The sequence below is a fragment of the Nonomuraea sp. NPDC054003 genome (assembly GCF_055585125.1).
The window spans coordinates 98,818-122,793 of record NZ_JBVJKR010000020.1; the positions used below are offsets into that span (position 1 = coordinate 98,818).

At 72.6% G+C, this 23,976-nt stretch carries 21 protein-coding genes; 7 read left to right on the forward strand and 14 right to left on the reverse strand.

Annotation, left to right across the window (positions count from 1 at the left end; genetic code table 11):
- Positions 1–55: 55 nt before the first annotated feature.
- Genes ACZ6YG_RS38985 through lhgO form a run of 3 tightly spaced genes read right to left on the reverse strand, consistent with a single transcriptional unit; the run spans position 56 to position 3,386 of the window.
- A complete protein-coding gene (locus tag ACZ6YG_RS38985; protein ID WP_148035100.1) occupies positions 56–1,486 on the reverse strand; it encodes a sensor histidine kinase in 1,431 nt (476 codons plus the stop codon).
- Positions 1,486–2,184, reverse strand: a complete 699-nt coding sequence (locus tag ACZ6YG_RS38990; RefSeq protein ID WP_246641076.1) for a response regulator transcription factor — start codon at positions 2,182–2,184, stop codon at positions 1,486–1,488. Before ACZ6YG_RS38990 ends, ACZ6YG_RS38985 begins: the two co-directional genes overlap by 1 nt.
- Before the next feature lie 11 nt (positions 2,185–2,195).
- Entirely contained in the window at positions 2,196–3,386 is a 1,191-nt protein-coding gene (gene lhgO / locus ACZ6YG_RS38995) for an L-2-hydroxyglutarate oxidase (protein WP_466020747.1), read from the reverse strand.
- Between the two features lie 73 nt (positions 3,387–3,459).
- Between lhgO and ACZ6YG_RS39000 the strand changes: the two genes are divergently transcribed.
- Positions 3,460–3,828 (forward strand): hypothetical protein, encoded by a 369-nt coding sequence (locus ACZ6YG_RS39000; RefSeq protein ID WP_148035103.1) that lies wholly within the window; start codon positions 3,460–3,462, stop codon positions 3,826–3,828.
- Positions 3,829–3,868: 40 nt separating this feature from the next.
- On the opposite strand, the gene ACZ6YG_RS39005 is transcribed toward ACZ6YG_RS39000, so the two are convergent.
- Both ACZ6YG_RS39005 and ACZ6YG_RS39010 read right to left on the reverse strand, forming a co-directional pair.
- The gene (locus ACZ6YG_RS39005) at positions 3,869–4,864 is read right to left on the reverse strand and encodes a hypothetical protein (RefSeq protein WP_466020748.1); all 996 of its coding nucleotides are present in this window, start codon (positions 4,862–4,864) and stop codon (positions 3,869–3,871) included.
- 7 nt (positions 4,865–4,871) lie between these two features.
- Complete coding sequence (locus ACZ6YG_RS39010) at positions 4,872–6,152, reverse strand: MATE family efflux transporter (protein ID WP_466020749.1); 1,281 nt, start codon at positions 6,150–6,152, stop codon at positions 4,872–4,874.
- A gap of 51 nt (positions 6,153–6,203) precedes the next feature.
- Here ACZ6YG_RS39010 and ACZ6YG_RS39015 point away from each other — a divergent pair, with 51 nt between their 5' ends.
- Positions 6,204–7,172 (forward strand): aldo/keto reductase, encoded by a 969-nt coding sequence (locus ACZ6YG_RS39015; RefSeq protein WP_148035108.1) that lies wholly within the window; start codon positions 6,204–6,206, stop codon positions 7,170–7,172.
- Between the two features lie 98 nt (positions 7,173–7,270).
- Here the strand turns inward: ACZ6YG_RS39015 and thpR are convergent, their stop codons facing one another.
- The 4 genes from thpR to ACZ6YG_RS39035 form a co-directional block, all read right to left on the reverse strand.
- Positions 7,271–7,828 carry an RNA 2',3'-cyclic phosphodiesterase gene (thpR, locus tag ACZ6YG_RS39020; RefSeq protein ID WP_271277503.1) on the reverse strand — a complete coding sequence of 186 codons (558 nt, stop codon included), beginning with the start codon at positions 7,826–7,828 and terminating at the stop codon, positions 7,271–7,273.
- Between the two features lie 19 nt (positions 7,829–7,847).
- On the reverse strand, positions 7,848–9,077 hold the full coding sequence (locus tag ACZ6YG_RS39025; RefSeq protein WP_466020750.1) for an MFS transporter: 1,230 nt from the start codon (positions 9,075–9,077) through the stop codon (positions 7,848–7,850).
- A 23-nt stretch (positions 9,078–9,100) separates the two neighbouring features.
- Positions 9,101–9,553 (reverse strand): MarR family winged helix-turn-helix transcriptional regulator, encoded by a 453-nt coding sequence (locus tag ACZ6YG_RS39030; protein WP_148035111.1) that lies wholly within the window; start codon positions 9,551–9,553, stop codon positions 9,101–9,103.
- A gap of 118 nt (positions 9,554–9,671) precedes the next feature.
- Positions 9,672–11,114 (reverse strand): NCS2 family permease, encoded by a 1,443-nt coding sequence (locus ACZ6YG_RS39035; protein ID WP_261808916.1) that lies wholly within the window; start codon positions 11,112–11,114, stop codon positions 9,672–9,674.
- Between the two features lie 82 nt (positions 11,115–11,196).
- Here ACZ6YG_RS39035 and ACZ6YG_RS39040 point away from each other — a divergent pair, with 82 nt between their 5' ends.
- Together ACZ6YG_RS39040 and ACZ6YG_RS39045 are read left to right on the forward strand one after the other, a co-directional pair.
- Positions 11,197–11,406 (forward strand): DUF2530 domain-containing protein, encoded by a 210-nt coding sequence (locus ACZ6YG_RS39040; protein WP_261808917.1) that lies wholly within the window; start codon positions 11,197–11,199, stop codon positions 11,404–11,406.
- 93 nt (positions 11,407–11,499) lie between these two features.
- Positions 11,500–12,966, forward strand: a complete 1,467-nt coding sequence (locus ACZ6YG_RS39045; protein ID WP_466020751.1) for an alpha/beta hydrolase — start codon at positions 11,500–11,502, stop codon at positions 12,964–12,966.
- A gap of 259 nt (positions 12,967–13,225) precedes the next feature.
- Here ACZ6YG_RS39045 and ACZ6YG_RS39050 read toward each other — a convergent pair whose 3' ends face one another.
- Together ACZ6YG_RS39050 and ACZ6YG_RS39055 are read right to left on the reverse strand one after the other, a co-directional pair.
- On the reverse strand, positions 13,226–16,255 hold the full coding sequence (locus ACZ6YG_RS39050; RefSeq protein ID WP_466020752.1) for a sacsin N-terminal ATP-binding-like domain-containing protein: 3,030 nt from the start codon (positions 16,253–16,255) through the stop codon (positions 13,226–13,228).
- A gap of 58 nt (positions 16,256–16,313) precedes the next feature.
- Positions 16,314–17,114 carry a DUF3027 domain-containing protein gene (locus ACZ6YG_RS39055; protein WP_219550103.1) on the reverse strand — a complete coding sequence of 267 codons (801 nt, stop codon included), beginning with the start codon at positions 17,112–17,114 and terminating at the stop codon, positions 16,314–16,316.
- A gap of 212 nt (positions 17,115–17,326) precedes the next feature.
- On the opposite strand from ACZ6YG_RS39055, the gene ACZ6YG_RS39060 reads away from it, so the two are divergent.
- Positions 17,327–18,847 carry an MFS transporter gene (locus tag ACZ6YG_RS39060; protein WP_466020753.1) on the forward strand — a complete coding sequence of 507 codons (1,521 nt, stop codon included), beginning with the start codon at positions 17,327–17,329 and terminating at the stop codon, positions 18,845–18,847.
- Positions 18,848–18,849: 2 nt separating this feature from the next.
- Here ACZ6YG_RS39060 and ACZ6YG_RS39065 read toward each other — a convergent pair whose 3' ends face one another.
- Together ACZ6YG_RS39065 and ACZ6YG_RS39070 are read right to left on the reverse strand one after the other, a co-directional pair.
- Positions 18,850–19,245 (reverse strand): cold-shock protein, encoded by a 396-nt coding sequence (locus ACZ6YG_RS39065; RefSeq protein ID WP_148035117.1) that lies wholly within the window; start codon positions 19,243–19,245, stop codon positions 18,850–18,852.
- 91 nt (positions 19,246–19,336) lie between these two features.
- Positions 19,337–19,957 (reverse strand): HAD family hydrolase, encoded by a 621-nt coding sequence (locus tag ACZ6YG_RS39070; RefSeq protein ID WP_222709216.1) that lies wholly within the window; start codon positions 19,955–19,957, stop codon positions 19,337–19,339.
- A gap of 141 nt (positions 19,958–20,098) precedes the next feature.
- On the opposite strand from ACZ6YG_RS39070, the gene ACZ6YG_RS39075 reads away from it, so the two are divergent.
- Entirely contained in the window at positions 20,099–20,770 is a 672-nt protein-coding gene (locus tag ACZ6YG_RS39075; RefSeq protein ID WP_148035118.1) for a TetR/AcrR family transcriptional regulator, read from the forward strand.
- On the opposite strand, the gene ACZ6YG_RS39080 is transcribed toward ACZ6YG_RS39075, so the two are convergent.
- Positions 20,761–21,579, reverse strand: coding sequence for a hypothetical protein (locus ACZ6YG_RS39080; RefSeq protein ID WP_466020754.1), 819 nt, complete (start codon positions 21,577–21,579; stop codon positions 20,761–20,763). The genes ACZ6YG_RS39075 and ACZ6YG_RS39080 overlap by 10 nt on opposite strands.
- Positions 21,580–21,624: 45 nt before the next feature.
- Between ACZ6YG_RS39080 and ACZ6YG_RS39085 the strand changes: the two genes are divergently transcribed.
- A complete protein-coding gene (locus ACZ6YG_RS39085) occupies positions 21,625–23,967 on the forward strand; it encodes a helicase-associated domain-containing protein (RefSeq protein WP_466020755.1) in 2,343 nt (780 codons plus the stop codon).
- Positions 23,968–23,976: the final 9 nt, after the last annotated feature.

Below are 23,976 nucleotides of genomic sequence, written 5' to 3' on the forward strand. Positions count from 1 at the left end.
TCGGGTTTGCTCACCCTCTCAGGGTGGCCCAGTGACCTGAGGAAACGCTGAAGGCTCACTCCAAGGCGAGTGGGAGTTCGACCCGGAAGGTGGCGCCCTCGCCGGGCGCGCTCCGCGCCACGACCGTGCCGCCGTGCGCCTGCACGAGCGCCTGCACGATGGCCAGACCGAGCCCGCTGCCCCGGTCCTCGCCGGAACGCCGCCTGGACCTGGCCGAGTCGGCCCGGTAGAAGCGCTCGAAGACCCGGTCCACCTGGTCGGGGCTGAGTCCGGGCCCCTTGTCGGCCACTTCCAGGAAGACCGTCCCGTCGCCGGCGCCGACCCGCACGGTGATCGGGGTGCCCTCCTCGGTGTGGATGAGCGCGTTGGAGGTCAGGTTGCCGACCACCTGGCGCAGCCGCACCTCGTCGCCGGAGACGATGAGCGCGGCGCCGCCGACGACGTCCAGGTCGATCTGCCGGTCGGGGGCGAGGATGCGCGCCTCCTGCACCGCGTCGGCTGCCAGCGCCAGCATGTCCACCGGGCGCATCTTGAGCGGGCGGTGCTGGTCCACCTGGGCGAGCAGCAGCAGGTCGTCCACGAGCAGGGTCATCCGGCCGGCCGCGTTCTCCACCCGCTGCATCAGCTCGGCCGGGTCGGCGCCGGGGTTCTGGCGGGCGTACTCGGCGAAGCCGCGGATCGAGGTGAGCGGGGTGCGCAGCTCGTGCGAGGCGTCGGTGACGAACTGCCGCATCCGGTCCTCGGAGCGCCTGGCGGCCTCCTCGGAGGCCGAGCGCGCCGCGAACGCGCTCTCGATCTGCGCGAGCATCCCGTTGAGCGCCGTGGCCAGCCGCCCGACCTCGGTGCGCGAGTCGCCGTCGGGCACCCGGCGGCCCAGCTCGCCCGCGGCGATGGTGCCGGCGGTGCGCTCGATCTCGACCAGCGGCCGCATGCTGCGCCGCACGATGGTGACGCCCACCACGGCCAGGATGAGCACGATGCCGCCGCCGCCCAGCAGCTCGATGAAGACGAGCCGCCGGGTGATCTCGTTGACCTCGGTCAGGTCGGTGGCGACCACGAACGTGCCGTACGGGGTGGCGGTCTCGCGCACCCTCCACTCGCCGGGGCCGCTCACGGCGGGCGCGGTGTAGACGCCGGGCCCCGGCGAGTCCTCCAGCTGCGGCTTGGGCTTCTGGTCGACGTCCCGGTCGCCCTGGGCGGGGGTCAGCCCGCCGTACGGGTCGCGCAGCAGCACGATCGTGTCCGACTCGATGAGCAGCGGCTTCTCGGACGTCTGCCTGCCCTGCTCGCGCCGCTCGGCGTCGATGATCAGCCGTTTCTGGACCCGTACCGAGATCAGGTTGACCTGGCCGTCGACGCGGTCCATCAGGTAGCCGTGCAGGACCGAGACGCTCACCACGCCGATGAACGACATGCCGATGCCGAGCAGCGCCAGCATCGAGGCCATGAGCTTGATCCGGAGCGGCAGCCGGCCCGACCTGGCCATCAGCCGCTCGGCGGCAACCGCAGGACGTATCCGACGCCGCGCAGGGTGTGGATGAGCCGCGGACTGCGATTGTCGATCTTACGGCGGAGCACCGAGACGTAGGACTCGACGATGCCTACCTCGCCGCGGAAGTCGTAGTCCCACACGTGGTCGAGGATCTGCGGCTTGGACAGCACCCGTCCGGCGTTCGTCATGAAGTAGCGCAGCAGCTTGAACTCGGTCGGCGACAGCGCGACGGCGTGGCCGCCGCGCCACACCTCGTGGCTCTCCTCGTCCAGCTCTATGTCGGCGAACGTCAGCCTGGGCGGGGGCGGCTGCGCGTCGCCGCTGGTACGGCGGAGCACGGCGTGGATCCTGGCCACGACCTCTTCCAGGCTGAACGGCTTGGTCACGTAGTCGTCGCCGCCGATCGTCAGCCCGCGGATCTTGTCCTCGGTCTCGTCCTTGGCCGTCAGGAACACCACGGGCGTGTACATGCCGCCGCTCCGCAGCCGCCGCACGATCTCGAAGCCGTCCAGGTCGGGCAGCATGACGTCGAGCACCACGAGGTCCGGGCGTTGCCGTTGGACCGCTGCGACCGTGTCGGCGCCGCTCTTGGCGGTGGACACGTCGAAGCCCGCGAACCTCAGGCTCGCGGCGAGGAGTTCGAGGATGTTCGGGTCGTCTTCGACGATCAACAGGCGCGCTTCCATCACCATCAAGGATGCACTCATCGGGAGGGTGCCGGAACAATTCCGGCAATGTGCTGGGCGATGGCCAGGCTCGACGTGGCAGCGGGGGAAGGCGCGTTCCGTACGAGGACGACGTTCCCGTGCACGTCCACCGCGAAGTCGTCCACCAGCGAGCCGTCGCGCGCCACCGCCTGCGCGCGCACGCCGCCCGCGGCGCGTTGCAGGTCATCGGCGGTGAGCTCGGGGACGTAGCGGCGCGCGGCCTCGGTGAAGGCGCTCTTGACCAGTGAGCCGTAGACCTCCTTGACGCCGGTGCGCCAGTGGCGGCGGGCCATGCGGAGGGTGCCGGGCCAGGCGAGAATCTGAGGAAAATCACGAAAATTTCGCCATGTGTACCCTTCGTACGCGCCCGCCAGCACCGCGTTCGGCCCCACCAGCACCTCCCCGCCGACGTGCCGGGTGAGGTGCACCCCGAGGAACGGGTAGCGCGGGTCGGGCACCGGGTAGATGAGCCCGCGCACCAGGTCCCTCGCCGCCCCCCGGAGGGCGTAGTACTCGCCGCGGAACGGCACGATGCGCACCGAGCCCGGCCGGCCCGCCATCGCGGCCACCGCGTCCGTGCCGAGCCCGGCGCAGACCACGAGCCGGTCGAAGGCGAACCTGCCCGTCCCCGCCACCACCTCCACGCCCCTGGAGGTCTCCCTGATGCCCCTGACCGGATGCCGCAGCCGTACCGAGCCGCCCAGCTCCGCCACGTCGAGCGCGAGCCGGCGCGCGACCGCGGGGAAGTCGGCGATCGCGGTGCGCGGCGAGTGGATCGCCGCCACGCCGACCGCGTGCGGCTCCACCTCGCGCAGCCCGAGCGCGTCCAGCTCGGTGATGCCGGGCACGCCGTTGGCCCTGGCCCGCTCCGCCAGCGCGGCCAGCCGCGGCCGCTCCGCCCGGGTGGCGGCCACCACGAGCTTGCCGACTTCCTCGTACGGGAGCGCGTGCCGCGCGCAGTAGTCCTTCAGCAGCGCCACGCCCTCGCGGCAGAGCCTGGCCTTCAGCGAGCCGGGCGGGTAGTAGATTCCCGCGTGCACGACCCCGCTGTTGTGGCTGGTCTGGTGGGCCCCGACGCGGCCCTCCTTCTCCAGCACGGTCACCTCGGCGCCCCTGGTGGCGGCCAGTTCGCGAGCGACCGCCAGGCCGACGATCCCGGCCCCCACGACTCCGATCTTCTCCGTCACGTGGTGAATGTATCCAAAACGGGGCGTCCACCTCGCCCTAGGGAGGCGAATCGAACGTGAGTACGATGAAGGCATGTATGTCCCGCCCGAATGGCCCGCCGAGGTGCGACCCCCCAGCGTGCCCGACTGGGAGAGGTCGGCCGTCGCCTGGCTCCTCGACGCCGTGCCGCCCGACTACCGGGCCTACGAGGTGCTGAGGCGGCATCCGGTCGCGCTCGCCCGGATGGCCCGCCACCACGTCGGCTCCGCGGTCGAGGCGGCCCGCGCGGGCTACCGGGGGGCGGCGGTCGACCTCAAGGGCCACCTGCCGCCGCACGCCATCGAGGCGGTCCTCGACACCTACCGCCAGGAGGGCCCCCGCCTGGTGCGCCTGGCCCGCTCGATCGAGGCCGTCGAGCGGGCCCTGCGCGGCGACATGTTCACCGCCGGCATGCGTCCGTAGCGGCGCTCAGCGCGCGGCGCGGGCTCTCCCCGGCGGCGCCTCAGCGCGTGATGCGCGCCAGGAACGTGATGGCGCCGATCGCCAGCGCCGCCGCCCCCAGCCAGATCAGCACGTTCAGCCCTGTCAGCCCGCCGCCCGCCGGCTCGGCCGCCGCGGTGGTGCCCTGCGCGCGGGGCCGCTCGGACGGCGTGGGCGAGGGCGTGGGCGTCGCTGCGGCCGGCAACGGCACCCTGTGGACGGGGCTGCGCACCCCTTCCGACCCGGTCAGCAGGGCCGTGCCGTCCCGGGTGTACGCGATGGACTCGGCCTGCCTGAGCTCCGGCATCGGCACCTTGGCGATCATCTTGCCGGACGGCTCGTACAGGGTCGCGGAGAAGTACGTGCGGATCACGTACGACGAGCCGTCGGGCGCGTACGCGGCGTCGGTGGCCATGATCGGCGCGCTCCCGATCCTGCGCAGCGTGTTGGTCCTGTCAGTACGCAGCTTCTTGGGAGCCACGTAGACCCCGCCGGCGAACTCCTTGGTCACGACGTGGAGCCGTCCGGTCCTGGGGTTCACCATGATGCCCTCGGCGTTCCTGGCCCCGTCGGCGTAGCGGAACCGGTAGCGGACGGCGGGCAGGGTGGCGTCGGCGAGCGTGCGCGGCTCCATCACCTTGTAGATGGAGACGTCGGGCCACGCCCCGTCGAGGTTGTCGCCGATGTCGGCGAACCACAGCACCCCGCGCCCGGTCTCGGGGTCCTTGACCGCCGCCATGGCCTCCCAGTCGCGCGCCTCGGCCCCCCGCAGCCGGAAGGTGGCCTTGGTCCTGCCGTCGGCCCCGACCGCGTAGAACTCCGGCTGCGCCGAGCTGTCGTTGTGGGTGTAGTAGACGTCGTCGTGGGTGGGCGAGACGGCCAGCCCGCTGGACTCGGTGATGCGCGGGTCGCGGAAGGTGAACAACCGCTCCCCGTCGTCGGCCGCGGCCGCCGCCGGAGGCAGCACGGCCAGGGCGGCCAGCGCCACCCCGAGCATCCTGATCAGCAGTCCCCCCACGCCGCCATCATGCCCCACCCGCCACGCATGCCCGGCCCACCCGCGCGCTGTGCCGGTGGAACCCGGTGGTCTGGAGGACGGCCAGCAGCAGGTTGCCCACGAGCATGGCGACCCACAGCCCGGTGACCCCCCAGGTCGCGGCCACGGGCACGGCGGCCAGCGCGAGCAGCCCGTAGCCGGCGGCGAAGTACGCCAGGCTGGCCCCCGTACGCTTCAGCCCCGTCAGGCCGAAGCCCTGCACGGCCTGGACCGAGTCGGCCATCGAGGACAGCAGCATGAGCGGCAGGAGCGCCAGCGCCACGCCGCGCACGGCGGGATCGCCGGTGAACAGCCCCAGCACCGGGCCGCCCAGCACCAGCAGCGTCAGCGCGGCGAGCGTGGTGCCGCCGACGGCGAGCAGGGCCGCGGCGCGGTTGGCGCGGCGCGCCGAGGCGACGGTGGCGGCGCGCGACACCTCGGGCACCGACGCCTGCCCGACCGCCATGGCGGCGAGCACGATGAACCCGGTGAGCGTGGCCAGCACCGCGTGCGCGGCGGCGTCGCGGGCGCCGGTGATGCCGGCCGCGAACGTGATCACGCCCAGCGCGCCGAACTTGATCAGCACCGTCGCCGCCAGCGGCAGGCTCACCGCGGCCAGCCGGGCGATCTCCCGCGGTCGCGGCCTGCCCCGGCCGACCGGACGGCCCAGGGCCCGGCGCAGCGCCAGGTCGCCGACGCCGACCAGGGTGAGCCCCGACAGCGTCCAGGCCACCCCGACACCGGTCAGCCCGAGCGGCGGCACCAGCGCGACGGCCAGCACGATCATCACCGCCGTGCTCGCCAGGCTCGCCCACAGCACGCCCCGGCTGCGCCCGATGGCCACCAGCACGGCGGTGGCGCCGCCGCCCGCGGCGTAGATCACCAGGTAGAGGGCGAGCAGCCAGGGCAGCACCCCCAGCTCGGCCACCACCTCGGCGGGCACCCCGGCGGCCCCGGCCAGCGCGGGCACGCCCAGCACCGCCAGCGCGCCCGCCATCCCCACGAACAGGCTCAGCCACCGGGCGTCGCGCAGCACCGGCAGCACCGCGTCGGGGTCGTCGCGGTGCGGGGCGACGAACGGCGCGAGCCCGCGTAACGCGCCCGCGACGGCCGTGGACGCGGGGGTGAGCACGGCGGTCATGACGGCGAAGGCGGCGAGCGTGACGGTGGCGTGGCGGCCGAGCACGGCGGTGACCACGACCGAGCCGAGCAGGTTGGTGACCATCGAGAGGAACAGCGGCACCGAAGCGCGCACCAGCCCCGAGAACACGGCCCCAACCCTATGGCCTGGAGCGCACTCCAGGTACCTAGTGTGGAAAGCATGGACTACGTGAACCTCGGGCGCAGCGGCCTCCGGGTCAGCCCGCTCTGCCTCGGCACCATGAACTTCGGCCCGCACACCTCCGAAGAAGACTCGTTCGCGATCATGGACAGGGCTCACGAGCTGGGCCTCAACTTCTTCGACACGGCCAACGTCTACGGCTGGAAGAAGGGCGAGGGCATCACCGAGAACATCCTGGGCCGGTGGTTCGCCCAGGGAGACGGCCGCCGTGAGAGAACGGTGATCGCCACCAAGCTCTACGGCGACATGGGCGACTGGCCCAACGAGAGCAGGCTGTCGGCGCTCAACATCCGCCGGGCCTGCGACGCCTCGCTCAAGCGCATGCAGACCGACTACATCGACATCTACCAGGCCCACCACGTCGACCGGCGCACGCCGTTCGACGAGTTCTGGGAGGCGATGGAGGTGCTGCGCCAGCAGGGCAAGATCCTGTACGTCGGCTCGTCCAACTTCGCCGGCTGGCACATCGCCAAGGCGCAGGAGACGGCGGCCCGGCGCGGCTTCTTCGGCCTGGTCAGCGAGCAGAGCCACTACAACCTGCTGACCAGGGCGGTCGAGCTGGAGGTGCTGCCCGCGTGCGAGGACTACGGCCTGGGCGTCATCCCGTGGAGCCCGCTGGCCGGCGGCCTGCTCGGCGGCGTCCTGCGCAAGATCGACAAGGGCCGCTCGGCCGCCGACCGCATGCTCACGGAGCTGGAGAAGCACCGCGACAAGATCGAGCGGTACGAGAAGCTCTGCGACGAGCTGGGCGAGGACCCCGCGCACGTCGGGCTGGCCTGGCTGCTGAAGCAGCCCGCGGTGACCGCGCCGATCATCGGCCCGCGCACCCTGGAGCAGCTCGACGGCACCATGCGCACGCTCGAGATCGAGCTCGACGACGAGGCGCTGGCCAAGCTGGACGAGATCTTCCCGGGCCACCGCACCGCGCCGGAAGACTACGCCTGGTAGGGCGTCAGGTCACCAGCGCGCCGACGATCACGATGAGCATGAGGAGGCCGAGCACCAGGGGCAGCAGCCAGGAACGAGGACGGTCCACGCCCAGGAGCCTAGCCGGGCGACGCGGGTGCGAGCGCCCACTCGTCCAGTGACTCGTACCTCACCCGCGGCCCCGGCTCACTCATGAACAGCCGGATCGTCTCCGCCCGCCACGTCGAGCCGGTGAATCCGGCCAGCGAGTCGACGAGCGGGCGGAGGTCGGTCTCGGCCTTGGCCCTGGCGAGCGTCAGGTGCGGATGGAAGCGCTTCTCGTCGATGTTCGCGGCGCCGGCCCGCCGGCCGGCGGCCCTGACGGAGTCGACCAGCCGGACCATCGAGTCGCCCGACAGGCCCGCCCAGAACACCCGCGCGCGCCGTACGGACGAGAACGCGCCGAACCCGGTGAAGGCCAGGGCCGGCACCGGGTGGCGGCCGGCGGCGCGGGCCAGGCGGGCACGCAGGTCGGGCAGCGCCCGCTCGGGCACCTCGCCGAAGAAGGCCAGCGTGACGTGCCAGGTGGCGCGGTCCGGCCAGCGCAGCTCCGGCACCTGCCCGACGTGCGGCGCGATCGCGCGTTCGAGCTCGTCCAGCACCTCGTCGGGCGGCAACACGGCCGCGAAGAGCCTCATACCCCCAGTGTGTCCCGCCTCAGGTGGTGGCAGGCACCGCCCGCCGCCGCGCCACCCGCCCGGTGATCATCCTGGTGACCAGGACGGCCATCGCGGTGCCGGCCAGCACGAACCCGCCGGCCAGGACGGCGCCGGCCCTCGGCCCGCCGAGCTCCGACAGCCAGCCGACCAGCGACGCCCCGATGGGCGAGCCGCCGACGAAGACCAGCATGTAGATGCCCATGACGCGGCCGCGCATCTCGGCCGAGGTGGCGAGCTGGACGGCGGCGTTCGCGGCGGTGTTGACCGTGATCAGCGCGACGCCGGCGGGCACGAGCAGGACCAGGTAGAACAGGTAGGACGGAGCCAGCCCGGCCGCGATCTGGAACACGCCGAAGCCGATCGCCCCGCCGAACAGCATCCTGCGCGAGATCGTGACCCTGCGGGCGGCCAGCAGCGCCCCGGCGAGCGCGCCGACGGCGAACATGCTGGAGGCCAGGCCGAACGAGTTGGCCCCCGCCTTGAACTCCTCGCGGGCCATGAGCGCGATCGACATCGAGAACGCCTGCGAGAACATCGACACGAAGGCGATCAGCAGGATCGGCATCAGCAGCTTCTCGTGGCGCAGCACGTACCTGAGCCCCTCGCGCAGCTGCCCCTTGGCCCTGGGCACCGGGTCCGACGGGCGCAGCTCGGCCTTCCGCATGAACACCAGGCTGGAGATGACCGCGGCGAACGTGAGCGCGTTCATCAGGAACAGCGGGCCGGTGCCGCCCAGCATGTAGATGAGCATGCCGGCGACGGCCGGGCCGACGACGCGGGCCAGGTTGAAGCTGGAGCTGTTGAGCGCGATCGCGTTGGGCAGATCGTCCCTGCCGACCATCTCGACCACGAACGCCTGCCGGGTCGGCACCTCGACGCAGGAGATCATGCCGAGCGTGAAGGCCATCACGTAGACGTGCCACTCCTGGGCGGCGCCGGTCATCGTGAGCACGCCGATCGCCAGGGCCAGCGTGGCCATCAGCGTCTGCGCGGTGATGAGCAGGGGCCGCTTCGGGTAGCGGTCGGCCAGCACGCCGCCGAACATGCCGAACAGCAGCATGGGCAGGAACTGCAGAGCCGTGGCGGTGCCGAGGGCCGCGGCGCTGCCGTTGGTCAGGTCGAGGATCAACCAGTCCTGGGCGGTGCGCTGCAGCCAGGTGCCGACGTTGGAGACCGCGCCGCCGATGGCGAACATGCGGTAGTTGCGAATGCTGAGCGACCGGAACATCCCGGTCCTGGGTTCTTCAGGCTCTAGATCCTGCTGAGTTTCTCCAGGATCGGAGCCGCCTGACGGAGAATCGCCCGCTCCTCCGGCGACAGCTCCTTCAGTTGCCGCGTCAGCCACGCTTCCTTGCGCGCCCGCTCCTCCTTCAGGAGCTTCCTGGCGGCGTCGGTCACGGTCACGGTCACCTGGCGCCGGTCGCTCGGGTGCGGGCTGCGCGACACCAGGCCGCGCTCCTCCAGCCCGGCGATCACGCGGGTCATCGAGGGCGGTTGCACCTTTTCGAGCTCGGCCAGCTCGCCAGGGGTTATCCCGTCGTGCCGCTCGACGGCGGCCAGAGTCGCGAACTGGGTGGGGGTCAGCGGGTGCGCCGCCGCCTGCCTGCGCAGCCGCCTGTTGAGCCTGGCCAGGGAAACGCGCAACGCGGAAGCCAGACCGGCGTCGCTTCGCAGGTCCATCTGGGACTGAGGTCTTGTTAGCATGTGTCATTACCTTTGCTAACTATAGCCGCGGTCAAGAAATTTCCCAAGCCAGGTTCCGTCTCACCCATTGATACCCAACGGGCCGCCGTCCTCGCGGACGGCGGCCCGTACTTCCTGGTCAGAGCCCGAGCATGACCCTGATCGGGCCGAGCGCGAAGTACAGCACGAACAACGCCGCGACGGCCCACATCAGCGGGTGGATCTCGCGCGCCTTGCCGCGGACCACCTTGATGAGCACGTACGAGACGAAGCCGGCGCCGATGCCGTTGGAGATCGAGTACGTGAACGGCATGAGCACGATGGTGAGGAACGCCGGGATGGCGATCTCGTAGTCGGTCCAGTCGATGTCGCGGATCGCGGTCATCATCAGGAAGCCGACCACCACCAGGGCGGGCGCCGCGGCCTCGTACGGCACGATCTGGACGAGCGGCGCGAAGAAGATCGCCACCAGGAACAGCGCGCCGGTCACCACACTCGCCAGGCCGGTCCGCGCGCCCTCCCCGACGCCCGCTGCCGACTCGACGTAGGTGGTGTTGGACGACACCGAGCCGGCGCCGCCGACGACGGCGCCGAGCGAGTCGACGAGCAGGATCTCACGGGTACGCGGCAGCGTCCCGTCCTCCTTGACCAGGTCCGCCTGGCGGCCGACGCCCACGATCGTGCCCATGGTGTCGAAGAAGTCGGTGATGAGCAGGGTGAACACGAACAGCACGGCGAGCAGCAGCCCGGCCGAGCTGAACGCGCCGAACGGGTCGAACTCGGCGAACAGCACGAGCGGGTTGTTGAAGCCGAAGACCTCGCTGGGCCAGGCGGGGACGTTCAGCTGCCAGCCGTCCGGGTTCTCCGGCGAGGACGCGCCCGAGCCGGTCAGCGCCTCGACGACGATCGCGATGAGGGTGGTGCCGGCGATGCCGAGCAGGATCGCGCCCTTGACCTTGCGCGCCACCATCGCCGCGGTGGCGAGCAGGCCGATGACGAAGACGAGGATCGGCCAGGAAGACAGGTTGCCGCCGATGCCCATCTCCAGCGGCGGCCCGGCGGCCACCCGGCGCACGAAGCCCGCGTCGACGAACCCGATCAGCGCGATGAACAGGCCGATGCCGACGCTGATCGCGGTCTTGAGCTGGGACGGGATGGCACGGAACACCGCGACCCTGAGCCCGGTCAGCACCAGGATGCCGATCACGATGCCTTCCAGGAAGATCAGGCCCATGGCCTCTTCCCAGGTCATCAGCGGGGCGATGTTGAACGTCACGAAGGCGTTCAGGCCGAGCCCGGCGGCCAGGGCGAACGGCACCCGGGCGATCACACCCATCAGGATGGTCAGGACACCGGCCACGAAGGCGGTGCCCGCGGCCACCAGCGCCACGTTGGGCGTGGTGCCGTCGCCGATCACCTCACCCTGGATGTCCTTGCCGTTGGCGATGATGATCGGGTTCAGCACCACGATGTACGCCATGGTGAAGAACGTGGCCAGGCCACCGCGCACCTCACGGGAGACGGTGGAGCCGCGTTCGGTGATGGAGAAATACCGGTCTATAGCGGTACGGGAGTCACTCACGGGCGAACTGTGACACTTGGGACGATTCGCCAAAAGTGCTGGTAACCGTATCGAGATGCGATTGGAAGCTAGGCTGGATGCTGTGACGCAGCAGTGGCACCCCGACCCCGAGCCGATCGAGACCAACGACACCGCCACCATCGCCGTGGGCACCGGCCTCTGGGCGATCGCCCTGGTCGCCTTACTGATCTTCCCGCCCGCCCCGGAGAACTCCTGGTGGGTCTGGACGTGTCTCACCGGCGTGGGCTTCGGCTTCTTCGGCATGTGGTTCGTCCACCGCCTCCGCCGCTGACATCTGTCATCCCGCGCCGCTTACGGGAGTCACCTCGAACTGCTGTTTCCTTGTACTACCTGAGCAAACGCCTCCTCTCTCATGCTTGATGGCATGAAAAGGACCTTGTTCACCTCCCTCGTGCTCGCCCTGGCGGCGACCGGCTGCGCCGGCGCCGAGAAGCCCGCCGCCGAGCCGGCCGCGCGCGACGCCGGGGCGGTGGCGTGGCAGGCGTGCACCGACCTCATGGGGCCCGACGGCAAGCCCATGGCCCCCGAACCGGCCCTCGAATGCGGCACGCTCGCCGTGCCGCTCGACTACAGCCGGCCCGACGGCGACACCATCGACCTCGCCCTCATCCGGATCAAGGCCACCGGTGACCGCCTCGGGTCGCTCGTCTTCAACTTCGGCGGCCCCGGCGGCTCCGGCGTCGACACGCTGGCGCTGGCCAGGCAGGCCTTCGCCGGCCCCGGCAGCGCCTACGACCTGGTCAGCTTCGACCCGCGCGGCGTCGACAGGAGCGCGGGCGTCAAGTGCGGCGGCAAGGTGGAGGAGCTGATGTCGCCGGCCGCCGGGGAGAACCCCGACAAGGCCGCCCGCGAGTTCGCCGCCGCCTGCGAGGCCGACTCGGGCAAGGTGCTCCCGCACGTCGGCACCGTCAACGCCGCCCAGGACCTCGACCGCATCCGCGACGCGCTCGGCGACGACAAGCTCAACTACTTCGGCCTCTCGTACGGCACCCACCTCGGCTCGGTGTACGCGACCAAGTTCCCCGAGAAGGTCGGCCGGTTCGTGCTCGACGCCGCCTACGACCCGAACGTCACCTTCGAGCAGCGGGCGCTCACCCAGATGAAGGGCTTCGCCCAGGCCTTCGAGGCGTTCGCGAAGGACTGCGTCGCACAGGGCTGCGACCTCGGCAAGTCCCCCGCCGAAGCGCGCCAGACCGTCGAAGCGCTGATGGACGACCTCAAGGAGAAGCCGCTCAAGGTCGGCGACCGGCAGCTCACCTACGGCCTGGCCCAGTTCGCCGTCATCACCCCGCTGTACGCCAAGGCCACCTGGCCGATGCTGGAGCAGAGCGTCGCCGCGGCGCTCAAGGGCGACGGCACCACCCTGCTGGCGCTGGCCGACAGCTACACCGGCCGCAGGCCCGACGGCACCTACTCGACCATGATGACCAGCCTCCAGGCCATCAGCTGCGCCGACACCTCCCAGCGGCCGACAGCCGCCGACATGGCCGCGCTCAACGAGCAGGTCGAGAAGATCTTCCCCATCATGTCGGTCGAGAGCACCTCAGGCGCCTGCGCCCACTGGCCCACCGAGGGCAGCGACGAGGCCAAGCACATCGACGCCACCGGCTCGGCCCCGATCGTCGTCATCGGCGGCAAGGGCGACCCCGCCACACCGTACGAATGGGCGGTGTCGCTGACGGACCGGCTCAAGACCGGCGTCCTGGTCACCTACGAGGGCGAGGGGCACGGCGCCTACCTGAGCGGCAGCACGTGCGTCGTCCGCACGGTGGACGCGTACCTGTTGAAGGGCACGATGCCCGAGTCCGGTGCCGCCTGTCCCGCCGCCTGACCCGAATCACGGAGGTCGGTGCGGAGCTTCCGGCCAGAAACGCCGGAGCTTCCTGCCAAAGTCAAAAGCTTTTCGGGAACCCCCTCGGGCTGGGCGCCGTTAGCAAGCCTTCGGCCTGCCCGGCCCACCGTAGGTCCGGAGAGCGGGCCGGAGCGGGCGTGGGTCGGATCGCCACACGCCCGCCCTTTCCAGGACGCCAGGAGATCAGGACCGGTCCGCCTCCGTCAGGAGTTCAGGACCGGTCCGCTTCTTCAGGAGATCAGGACAGGTCCGCCTCCGCCAGGAGCAGGGGGACCGCGGACGGGTCGCGGAGCATGGCGGCCACCGCTAGGCGGTCGTTCCACTGGCCGGTGGCCCAGGCCAGGCCGCGGGCCAGGCCGTCGAGGCCGGTGCAGTGGACGGCGCCCTCGAAGAACCGCCACGCGCACGGCACGCCGTCCACCAGCAGCTTCTCGTGCTCGACGTAGGTCTCGGGGGCCGTCGGGAGCAGGGAGCGCACCTGGGGCGGCACCTGCCGGGTCTCGCCGGCGGTGGTGACCTCGCCGGCCGCCACCTCGCCGGCGAGCGGCAGGTCGAGCAGCTCCGACAGGGACTCCGCCAGGTCGTAGGGAGCGAGCACCAGCGGCCGGTCGGTGACCAGCTGCAGCAGGTCGGGCGCCTCCACCACGACGACGTCCTCGGCGGCGGCCACCACGATGTCGCCGCCGAGCACGGCCCGCACCCGGGACGGCGGCGCCACCCGATCGGGCTCGACCGCCGCCAGCGCCACCCACAGGGAACGCAGCTGCGCCCGGTCGACCTCGATCGACTCGTCGGCCATGAGGTCGAGCAGCTCCTCGGGGCCGCCGTGGGAGTCGAGCAGGTCGGCGAGCGTGCCGCGCACGCCGAGCATGGCCAGCGCCCCCTCGTCCAGCCCTTCCGGCGCGTCCGCGTACAGGCCCTGCAGCAGCGGGTCGGCTCCGGGCAGCCGCAGCTCGCGCGGCCTGCGCCCGCCCAGCACCGGATGGCCGGCCAGCCACCAGGCGGTGTAGGAGGGCACCTCGACGCCCTCGATCCGCAGCGGGTGGAGGGCGGCGCGCAGCGGCGGGCGGGTCAGCAGCCGCAGCGCCGCCGGCCAGTCGGCGACCAGCTCCAGGTCGCGCACGGCGGCGAACTCCGGCACCACCGGCGGCACGTCCAGCTCCGGCAGCAGGTCGAGAACGTGGTCGAGCCACTCGTCCTCGCCGTCGAGGTCGTGGTCGCACTCGTCACGGTCGAGCAGCACGTCGGAGTCGTGCACCACGGCGAACCCGTCGAGCACGCCCGCCGCCTCCAGCACCCGCGGCCCGTAGGTCTCCTCCAGCTCGCGGGCGGCCACGCCGAGGTGGGTGCCGGGCTCCAGCAGCCCGGCGAGCGCCCCATCGGCCAGCATCAGCTCACCCGCCGGGTAGAGCTCGCCGTCGGCGCCGGGCAGCGCCAGCTCGGCCAGCCACGGCGCCTCGCCCGGCGCCAGCCCCGCCGCCTGGACCAGGGACAGCACGGCGTGCGCGACCGGCCCCGCGTCGGGGTTGTCGAGCGACTGGGCGACGGCGGCCTTGGTGATCGGGTCGTCCAGGATGGTGCGCGGGGTGGCCTCGGCGGCGCCCAGCCGCAGCAGCGCGGGGTGGGCGGCCTCCGGATGCACGATGCGCAGCCCCAGCGGCGTCAGGTCGAGCGCGGACCCGCCGTCGGTCAGGATCAGCGTGCCGCGCGGGCCGCGCACCAGCCGCCCGTCGGCCAGCGGCACCGGCAGCGCGCCGAGCGACTCGGGGTCGTCGGCCGGCAGCACCTCGTAGAGCGAGCGCCACCACGACGGCTCGCGCCCCTCCACCGCCTCGCCGGAAAGCAGGTCGACCACGTCGGACAGCTCGACCCTGCGCACGCCCAGCGAGGTCATCGCGGGGTGCCGGGCGGGCCAGCCGGCGGGCAGCAGCCCGGGGACGAACGCGGCGACGGCGTCGAGCAGCTCGCCCGACCCGGCCACCACGGCGGCCTCGCGGCCCGAGACGACCCAGCCGTCCTCCCCCGGCTCCCGCGACGGGTGCTCGACCAGCCATTCGGCGTCGGGCTCGTAGACCTCCGCGTCGGCGAACGAGGGCGTCCGCACGGCGGGCGCGGGCGCCGACAGCGCGGGCAGCAGCGGGGTGTCGGGCAGGCGCTGGAGCACGGCGCGGCGGACGCGCGCGTCGAGCTCGCCCTTGCCCATGTACGAAGGCACCAGGTCGAGCAGCTTGGGAGTGCGCGGCAGCTCCTCCAGCAGCCGGACGTAGGCGTCGGCGGCCTTCTCGACCAGGAAGTCGGCCAGCGGCCCCTTGGCCACGTGGCGGCGGTCGGTGGCCATCGGGAACGACGCGATGAGCAGCGCGGGCAGGTCGATCGGCTCGTCGCTGGGCGTCGGCGCGTGCACGACCGGCGGCACCGCGGCGGGCAGCGGCCCCGGCTCGCCGATGCCGGTCAGCGGCACCGCCCAGCGGACCGACCAGAACGGGCGCGCCCGCTCCTCGGTGGGCCGGTCGGCGAACAGCTCCGCCACCTGCTCAGGCGCGAACTCGCCGGACTCCGAGACGACGTGCCAGCCGTCGGCGGTGACCCTGCGGACCTCGCCGTCGAGGTCGATCTCGATCACGGACAGCGCGGGCATGCCCAGCGGCAGCGCCGGGCTCGCCTCCTCCAGCATGCGCCGGACGGCCAGGGCCGACGCGTCGTCCTTCAGCGGGAGGCGTACCAGGGTGTCGAACCCGTCGGGCACGTCGAGCGGGCCGTCCTCGAACGGCAGGCGCAGCAGCGGCACGTGGCCGGAACGGGCGGCCAGCTCGCCCGCGAGCTCCGGCACCGAGGCGACCAGCTCGGCCGTCTCCGCGCGCGACCAGCGCACCGAGCCGGAGCCGCGGGAGCCGATCACCGGCTCGTCGCAGACCGTCACCACGGCCGCGAACCCGACGCCGAACCGCCCGGCGGCGCCCGCCTCGTCACGCTTGCCGGACACGCGGAGCGTGGCCAGGCTCTCCACGCCGGTCGCGTCGAGCGGCGCGCCGGTGTTGGCGGCCGTCAGCACGCCGCCGCGCAGCGTCAGCCTGAGCACCCCCGGCACGCCCGCGCGCAGCGCCGCGTCCGCGGCGTTCTGCGCCAGCTCGACGATCAGGCGGTCGCGGTAGCCGCCGAGCGCGAAGTCCTCCTCGGCGTTGGCGTCCTCGCGGAACCGGGCGGGCGAGGCCGTCCACGCGGCGAGCACGGCGGCTCGCATCCGGTCGGTGCCAAAGGTGTCGGTCATCGGTCACGATCCTGGGGTCGAACGGTACGGGGCCACCGTAGGCTAGCGGCCCGCACCGTCAGGAGTGGCCGAGCTCTTCGGAGTCGGATTCGCCGACCGAGCCCGCCTCCTCCTCCATCAGGTCGAAGCCCAGGTCGTCGAGGATGGGCACGGCCTGCTCGACGGGCGGCGGCAGCACCGCCGCCTCCGAGTGGGCGCCGCAGCCGTGGTCGGCGGCGACCACCTTGCCGTCGTCGGGCGCGTACTCGTTAGTGCAGACCCCGAACAGCTGCCGGAGCCCACCCGCGAGCAGCCAGTAGAAGCCGCAGGTGGAGCACTGCGCGGGAGCGGCGTGTGCGATCGGTGTGTGCGGCCCGTGCTCGCCGGAATGCCAGCGCCTGGCGGTCCGGTCTCTGCCGATGGCCGAGAGCACACGGGCCCGGCCCAGGCCGTACTCGAAAATCGTCTGCTGCTCCGCCTCGTCGTCGAGTTCGGCGAAACCCGGCACCAGCCGGTCGTCGTCCTCCGGCGTGGGCAGCAGGTCGCCGACGCCCAGGTCGCCGGGGCGCAGGCGCTCGCTCCACGGCAGCCACTCGGGAGCGCGCAGCGCGCCGGAACCCGGCAGCAGGACGGCCTCGCTGACCGTCACCTTCTTCGCCCGCGACGCCCGGGTGACGGTGACGGCCCACCGCCAGCCGCGATAGGCGCGGTCCTGGCAGGCGAAGTAGTGGGTGACGACCCGGTCGCCCTCGCTCTCGTAGCCCAGGTGCTCGCCGGGCTCACCCGGCCGCGCCAGCTCCTGGGCCGCGTCGCGTGCCAGGTCAACGGCGGCGACACAGGCCTGGTCGGGCGCGGCGGAGCGGGTCCTGGCACGGCTCATCGGCCTGCCTCCGCCGAAAGGTGCTGTTCGCTCACACTTCATTCTCTCCCATGGCTGACCGTGCCGGGGCCGACTAGCCCGCATTCCCGCCTGCCGCCTCCCCGAAACACCGGATTCCGCCACAAGATTTGCGTCCTGACGCGACAGATGACCGCAAGTGGTGCGAAAGCGGGGGTGAGGGTTGGAGGGGCGATCGGGTAAGACTGGTAAGCGTGGAGGGAGGCTGGGAGCGAGCGCGCGACCTCTCCCGGCGCGTGGGGCGCGGCGTCGCCGACGCGGGCCGGGCTACCGCGCGTGCCGGCAAGGCGACCGCCGGCGGCACCGCGCGGGCCGGGAAGGCCACCGCGGGCGCGGCGCGGTCGGTCGGCCGGGCCACCCGCCGCCTCACCCACGCCAACGGCGCCGACCGCACCGGCCTCGGCCGGCTGATCGAGCTGACCGCCGGCCACAGCGCCGGCGACACGCTCGTCACGGTCGCGCTGGCCAGCACCGTCTTCTTCGGGGTGCCCGTCGGCGAGGCCCGCGGCCCGGTGGCGCTCTATCTGGTCATCACGATGCTGCCGTTCGCGCTGCTCGCGCCGTTCGTGGGGCCGATCCTCGACCGGTTCAGGTCGGGCCGGCGCTATGTGATGGCCGGCACGCTGTTCGGCCGCGGCCTGCTCTGTTTCGCGATGGCGGCGGCCGTCGGCCCGCAGGACCTGCTGACGCTGTTCGGGGGCGCGCTGGGCGTGCTGGTGCTGTCGAAGGCCTACAACGTGTCGCGTGCCGCGATCATGCCGAGCGTGCTGCCCGCCGACATCACGCTGGTCTCGGCGAACGCGCGGGTCGCGCTGTTCTCACTGGTGACGGCGGGCGTGATGGTGCCGGTCGGGGCGGGGCTGACGCTCTGGCTGGGCAGCGCCACGATGCTGCGCGTCGCCATGGTGGTGTTCCTGGCCGCCGGGGTGTTCGCGGTGCGGCTGCCGCGCCACGTCGACTCGCCCGACCTGGAGGAGGAGACTCCCGAGGAGGGCAGGGCGCCGCGCTGGCGGACGCTGCTCCAGGTGGGTCCGGCGGTGGCCGAGGCGGTCTGGGCCAACGTCGCCATCCGGCTGTTCTCCGGCTTCCTGCTGTTCTTCCTGCTCTTCCTGGTGCAGGACAAGGTCGTGCCGTGGCTGGCGCCGCCCGCGCCCGACCCGTTCTTCGACATGACCAAGACCCTCGCGGTCCTGACGCTCGCGGCCGGGCTGGGCGGCCTGGCCGGCGCGGTGATCGCCAACTGGACCCGCAACCACGCGCCCGGCCTGCTCGTCCTGCTGACGCTCGCCACGACGGCGGTGACCGCCACCGTGACCGCGATCCTCTTCGGGCTCTGGGCCGCGGTGGCCATCTCGCTGGTCACCGCGTTCGCCCAGGAGCTGGGCAAGCTCGCGCTGGACGCGATCGTGCAGCGCGAGATCGGCGAGGAGGTGCGCTCGTCGACGTTCGGCGTGGTCGAGGCGTTCCTCCAGCTCGCCTGGGTGTTCGGCGGCCTGATCGGGCTCGGGCTGTCGCTCACCGAGAGCAGCGCGGCCGGGCTGGTCACGCTCGCGTGCGTGCTCACCGTCACGCTCGGCTGGCTCGTCGTACGGCGCCGCGCCCGCGTCAGGGCGGCCAAGGCGCGGACGCGGGAGGCCGCCGCCGAGGCCGAGACGGCCCCGTACGCCCCGCCGGAGCCTCTCGACCGGACCAAACCGCTGACGAAACCGCCCTGAAGCTAGACGTCGAGGTCGTCGGCGACGGCCCTGAGCACCACCGCGACCTTCTTCGCGTGCGCGGCCTCAGGGTGCTTGCCCCGCTGGTAGGACGTGGACAACCCGTCGAGCAGCTTGATCAGGTCCTCGACGATCACCACCATCTCGTCCGGCTTCTTCCGCTTGGCCTTGGGCTTGGTCTTGGCCAGCGTCGGCGGCTGCTCCAGGATCCGCACGGAGAGCGCCTGCTGGCCGCGCCTGCCCTCGGCCACGCCGAACTCGACCTTCTGCCCGGGCTTGAGAGGCCCGGCGTTGGCCGGCAAGGCGGAGGAATGCACGAAGACCTCACCGCCGTCGTCACGGGTGAGGAAACCGAACCCCTTGTCGGCGTCGTACCACTTGACCTTGCCACTCGGCACAGGAGGACCTCGTTCGAACGTCGTGGATTAGGTGAATGGATGTAGGTTATGCCCCGTAGCGCGGCAGAGCGACCGGGTAAATGCCGGTGAATTACACGAGTTCACGACTCCGTTGCCAACCGGCGAACCAATCGGCAAATTCCGTCAGATCGCCCAGTGCCACGTCGGCCCCGTGGTCGCGCAGCTCGGCCGTGGTGTAGGGGCCGGTGGCGACCGTGACGCTGACCGCGCCTCCGGCCCGCGCCGCTTCGATGTCCGCCACATGGTCGCCGACATATGCGGCGGCGCCGAAAGCGGTGAGCGCGGTTCCTTTGTCCGCGCCGAAAACGGAGCCCACCACGTCGTCCACGTCGAGCCCGAGCCGCCGCACCGTGCTTCTCGCGTCGCGCAGGTTCTTGCCCGTCACCACGATGACCCGCCCGCCGCGCGACTTGACGCATGCGACGGCCTCGTGCGCGCCCTCCATCGCGACGTGCACGGGCACCCCCACCTCGGGATAGATCTCCCTGTAGAGGTCGGCCGCCGCCGCGATCTCCCCGGCGGGCAGCCAGTTGGCCAGCTCCGCCTCCAGCGGCGGGCCGAGCCTGGTCACGATCTTCCGGCTGTCGATGGGCACGCCGAGCCGGGCCGACAACTCGTCATAGACGGCCGCAATACCGTTCCGAGTGTCGGCAAGTGTCATGTCCAGGTCGAATCCCACCGAAGTCGCCACACCTGAAGGATGCCAAAGAACCTCCCGATACGCGTAACGGCTCGGGTCGTGGGACCGTAGTCATCGGAAGGGTCCCTGCCCGGCTGTCAAGGTCCCCGCGGGCCGGCGACTACCCTCCACTGCGGAGGTATCAGAAACGACATGAGCAGATCGCCGAGCACGGGAGCCACCGGGAGCACACCCGCGAAGGCCGCCGCCACCAGCACGCGCGAGCGGATCATCGACGAGGCTCTGCGGCTCTTCGCCGAACGCGGCTACGCCGCCACGTCCGTGGCCGAGATCGAGGCCGCCTCCGGCCTCTCACCGGGCGCCGGCGGGCTCTACCGGCACTTCAAGTCCAAGTACGAGGTCCTGTCGGCGGCGATCAACGAGCACGCCGCCAGGACCCGCGGCCAGGTCGCCGGCAGCCTCGCCGAGCTGAGCGCCATGGAGACCTCGAAGGACCTGGAGGAGCGGCTGTCGCACCTGTGCAGGGCCGGGCTGGCCAAGGTGCGCGAGGAGTCGGAGCTGACCCGCATCTTCTTCCGCGACCTGAGCCAGTTCCCCGAGCTGGTGGCGGTGGTGCGGCAGGGGCTGCTGCAGCCGATGTTCGACGCCATCGTGACCTGGTTCCACGCCCAGCCCGAATACCGGTCGGCCGACGTCGACTGGCAGGGCATCTCGGCCGTGCTCGGCGGCGCCGTCGTGCAGTACCGGCTGTTCCAGGAGACGGTGGGCGAGACGCCCGGGCACACGGAGAAGGACCAGTTCGTGGCGGCGTGGGTCCGGCTGGCCGTCGGGCTGCTGCCGTCGCCCGCGGCCGTTCACTCCTGATCGACCAGCCGGTAGGCCAGCCAGACCACGCTCACGCCGGTGCCGACCATGAACATGACGCCGCTGGCGTTGAAGAACTCGACCACGAACGCCTCCAGCCCCGGCTCGCCGCCGACCCGCAGACCCCCCACGATCAGCCCGCCCGCGCTGTAGCCGAGCAACGGGGAGCCGACGCCGATCAGCCGGTCGCGCAGCGCCCACGTGTCGCTGAACATCACCATCGCCGAGCCGGCCGCCCACGCGATCACCGGCACCTGGAAGATCGCCACGGGAGCCAGGTCGAACGGCACCAGGAGCGCGGCCACCACGAGCACCAGCAGCGCGGCGACCTCCCGGGGGTGCTCCTTGACCACGGTCCTGGCGTCCCTGCCCTCGGTGACCATGGGGTTCGCCACCGACATCGCGGCCCTGCGGAACCCCGCGAACGGCAGCCCGCGCGCCTCCCTGGCCAGCCGCCGCTCGGCCTCCCGCCTGCTCCGCGCCACGCCCGGCGGCACGTCGTCGCGGATCTTCGGGAACGCGGCGGTGGCCTCCTCCCCCGAGGGAGCGACCGCGGCGGCTTCGAGGGGAGCGGGCGCGGTCTCCGCGAGGCGCCGGGCCTCGCGCTCCACCAGCAGCACCGGGTCGCCGAAGCGGGCGAGCAGCCTGGTCACGTCCTTGGCGCTCTGGCTGCCGCGCCGCTCGGCCTCGATCCTGGTACGCAGCCGCCTGGTGAAGTCGAGCCGCTGCTCGGGTCTCAGCACGCCGTGGGCCGCGTCGGCGGCCTTGCTGACGTAGTTGAGAATCAGCTGGTCGGCTCGCTCTATCACGCCTAGCAATGCTGCCCCAATCAGCAGGGACATACCATGGCAACGATGGAGTTCACGGAGTGGATCAGGGGGCGCACCGACGAGCAGCTGCGGGCGCTGGTGACCGCGCGCCCCGAGCTGATCACTCCGGTGCCGGCGCATCTGGAGGGCCTGGCCGCCCGGGCGAGCAGCCCGTCGGCGATCGCCCGGGTGCTCGACCGGCTCGACCGCTTCACGCTCGCCGTGGTCGAGACGCTCGCCGTCCGGGACGGCCCGGTCAGGAAGACCGCGCTGCGCGAGACGGTCGCGGCGGCGCTGGCGGCGGGCAAGCCGGAGCCGGCGCTGACGTCCGCGCTCGACCGGCTGCGCGACCTGGGGCTCGTGTACGGGCCCGACAGCGCGCTCGACCTGGCCCCGGGCGTGCGCAAGGTGCTGGACGACCCGGCCGGCCTGGGCCCGCCCGCCGACGTGGCGTTCCGCCATCATGCGCCGGAGCAGCTCGACGAGATGGCCGACGACGTCGCGCCGGAAACCACCGGGTCCGGCCGGGAGCGCCTGGCGGCGGCGCTGGCCGAGCCGGGCAAGCTGATCGAGGAGGTGCCGCCGGAGTCGCGGGCCGCGCTGGAGCAGCTCGCGTGGGGCCCGCCCACCGGCCGGGTGCCGAACGCCAGGCGCGAGGTGCGCGTCGCCTCCGCCCGCTCGCCGATCGAGCAGCTGCTGGCCCGCGGCCTGCTGGCGGCGGCGGGTGAGGAGAGCGTGACGCTGCCCCGCGAGGTGGGCCTGTATCTGCGGGGCGGGCGGGTGCACCGCGACCTGCTGGCGCTGCCGCCCTCGCTGGAGGGCACGGCCCGGGGCCAGGATCTGGCCGACCGCACGGCCGCCGGACAGGCGTTCGCGTTCGTACGGGCCGTCGAGGAGCTGTGCGAGCGCTGGAGCATCGAGCCGCCGGGCGTGCTGCGCACCGGGGGCCTGGGCGTGCGCGACATGAAGCGCACGGCGGGCGAGCTCGACCTGCCCGACTGGGTGGCCGCGCTGGTGGTGGAGGTCGCGTACGCGTCGGGGCTGATCGCGGCGGGCGGCAGCGTCGACGGCGAGTGGCTGCCGACCAGCGGCTACGACCTGTGGCGGGTCAGGTCGACCGCCGACCGGTGGGTGGCGCTGGCCGCGGCCTGGCTGGCGATGGACCGGGTGCCCGGACTGGTCGGCGAGCGTGACGATCCTGACAAGCGGCGCGACAAGCCGCTCAACGCTCTCCACCCCGATCTGCGCCGCTCGTCGGCCGCCGGGGTGCGCAAGGCCACGATGGGCGTGCTGGCCTCCGCGCCGGGGCTCGCCCCGGCGCACGACTCGGTGCTGGAACGGCTCGCCTGGGAGCAGCCGCGCCGCCGGGGGCCGCTGCGCGAGCAGCTGACCGAGTTCGCGCTGCGCGAGGCCGAGCAGCTCGGCCTGACCGGGCTCGGCGTGCTGTCGGGTCACGGGCGGGCCCTGATCACCGGTGCGGAGGCCGCGCCGGTGCTGGCCCCGCTGCTGCCCGAGCCGGTCGACCACGTGCTGCTGCAGGCCGACCTGACGGCGGTCGCGCCCGGCCCGCTGACCAGCGAGCTCAACCGCTGGATGACGCTCGCCGCCGACGTGGAGTCCAAAGGGGGCGCCACCGTCTACCGGTTCAGCGAGAGCTCGGTGCGGCGCGCGCTCGACGCGGGCCAGGCCGCCGAGGAGCTGCTGGCCATGCTGGAGCGCCACTCCGCCACGCCTGTCCCGCAGGCGCTGTCGTACCTCGTCTCCGACGTGGCGCGGCGGCACGGCCGGATCCGCGTCGGCACCGCCAGCGCCTACGTCCGCTGCGACGACCCGGCGCTGCTCGACCAGATCACCGCCGACCGGCGGTCGGCGGCGCTGCGCCTGCGCAGGCTGGCGCCGACGGTCATCGCCTCGCGCTCGTCGCGCGCGGTGCTGGTCGACTCGCTGCGGGCGATGGGGTACGCGCCGGTCCCCGAGTCGCTCGACGGCGACGTGATCATCTCCCAGCTCGACAGCAGGCGCACCGAGGGCCCCGCCCCGGTCCGCCAGGTGGCGCCGACCGGCGAGCCCGAACCGGGCGTGGCGGCGGCGGCCGTGCGGGCGCTGCGCGCGGGCGACGCGGCCCACCTGTCCCGGCGCGAGCCGGTCGACGCCCCGGGCGGCCAGGTGCCCCGCACCCCCGCGACGGCCACGATCTCGAAGCTGCAGGACGCGATCAGGCAGGGGATGCGGGTGTGGATCGGCTACACCGACTCGCAGGGCAACGCCACCTCCCGCATCCTGGAGCCGGCCCGGATGGAGGGCGGCTACCTGACCGCCTACGACGAGACCAGGGCCGCCGTCCACCGCTTCGCCCTGCACCGCATCACCGGCGTGTCCGGCGTCTGAGCGGGGTTG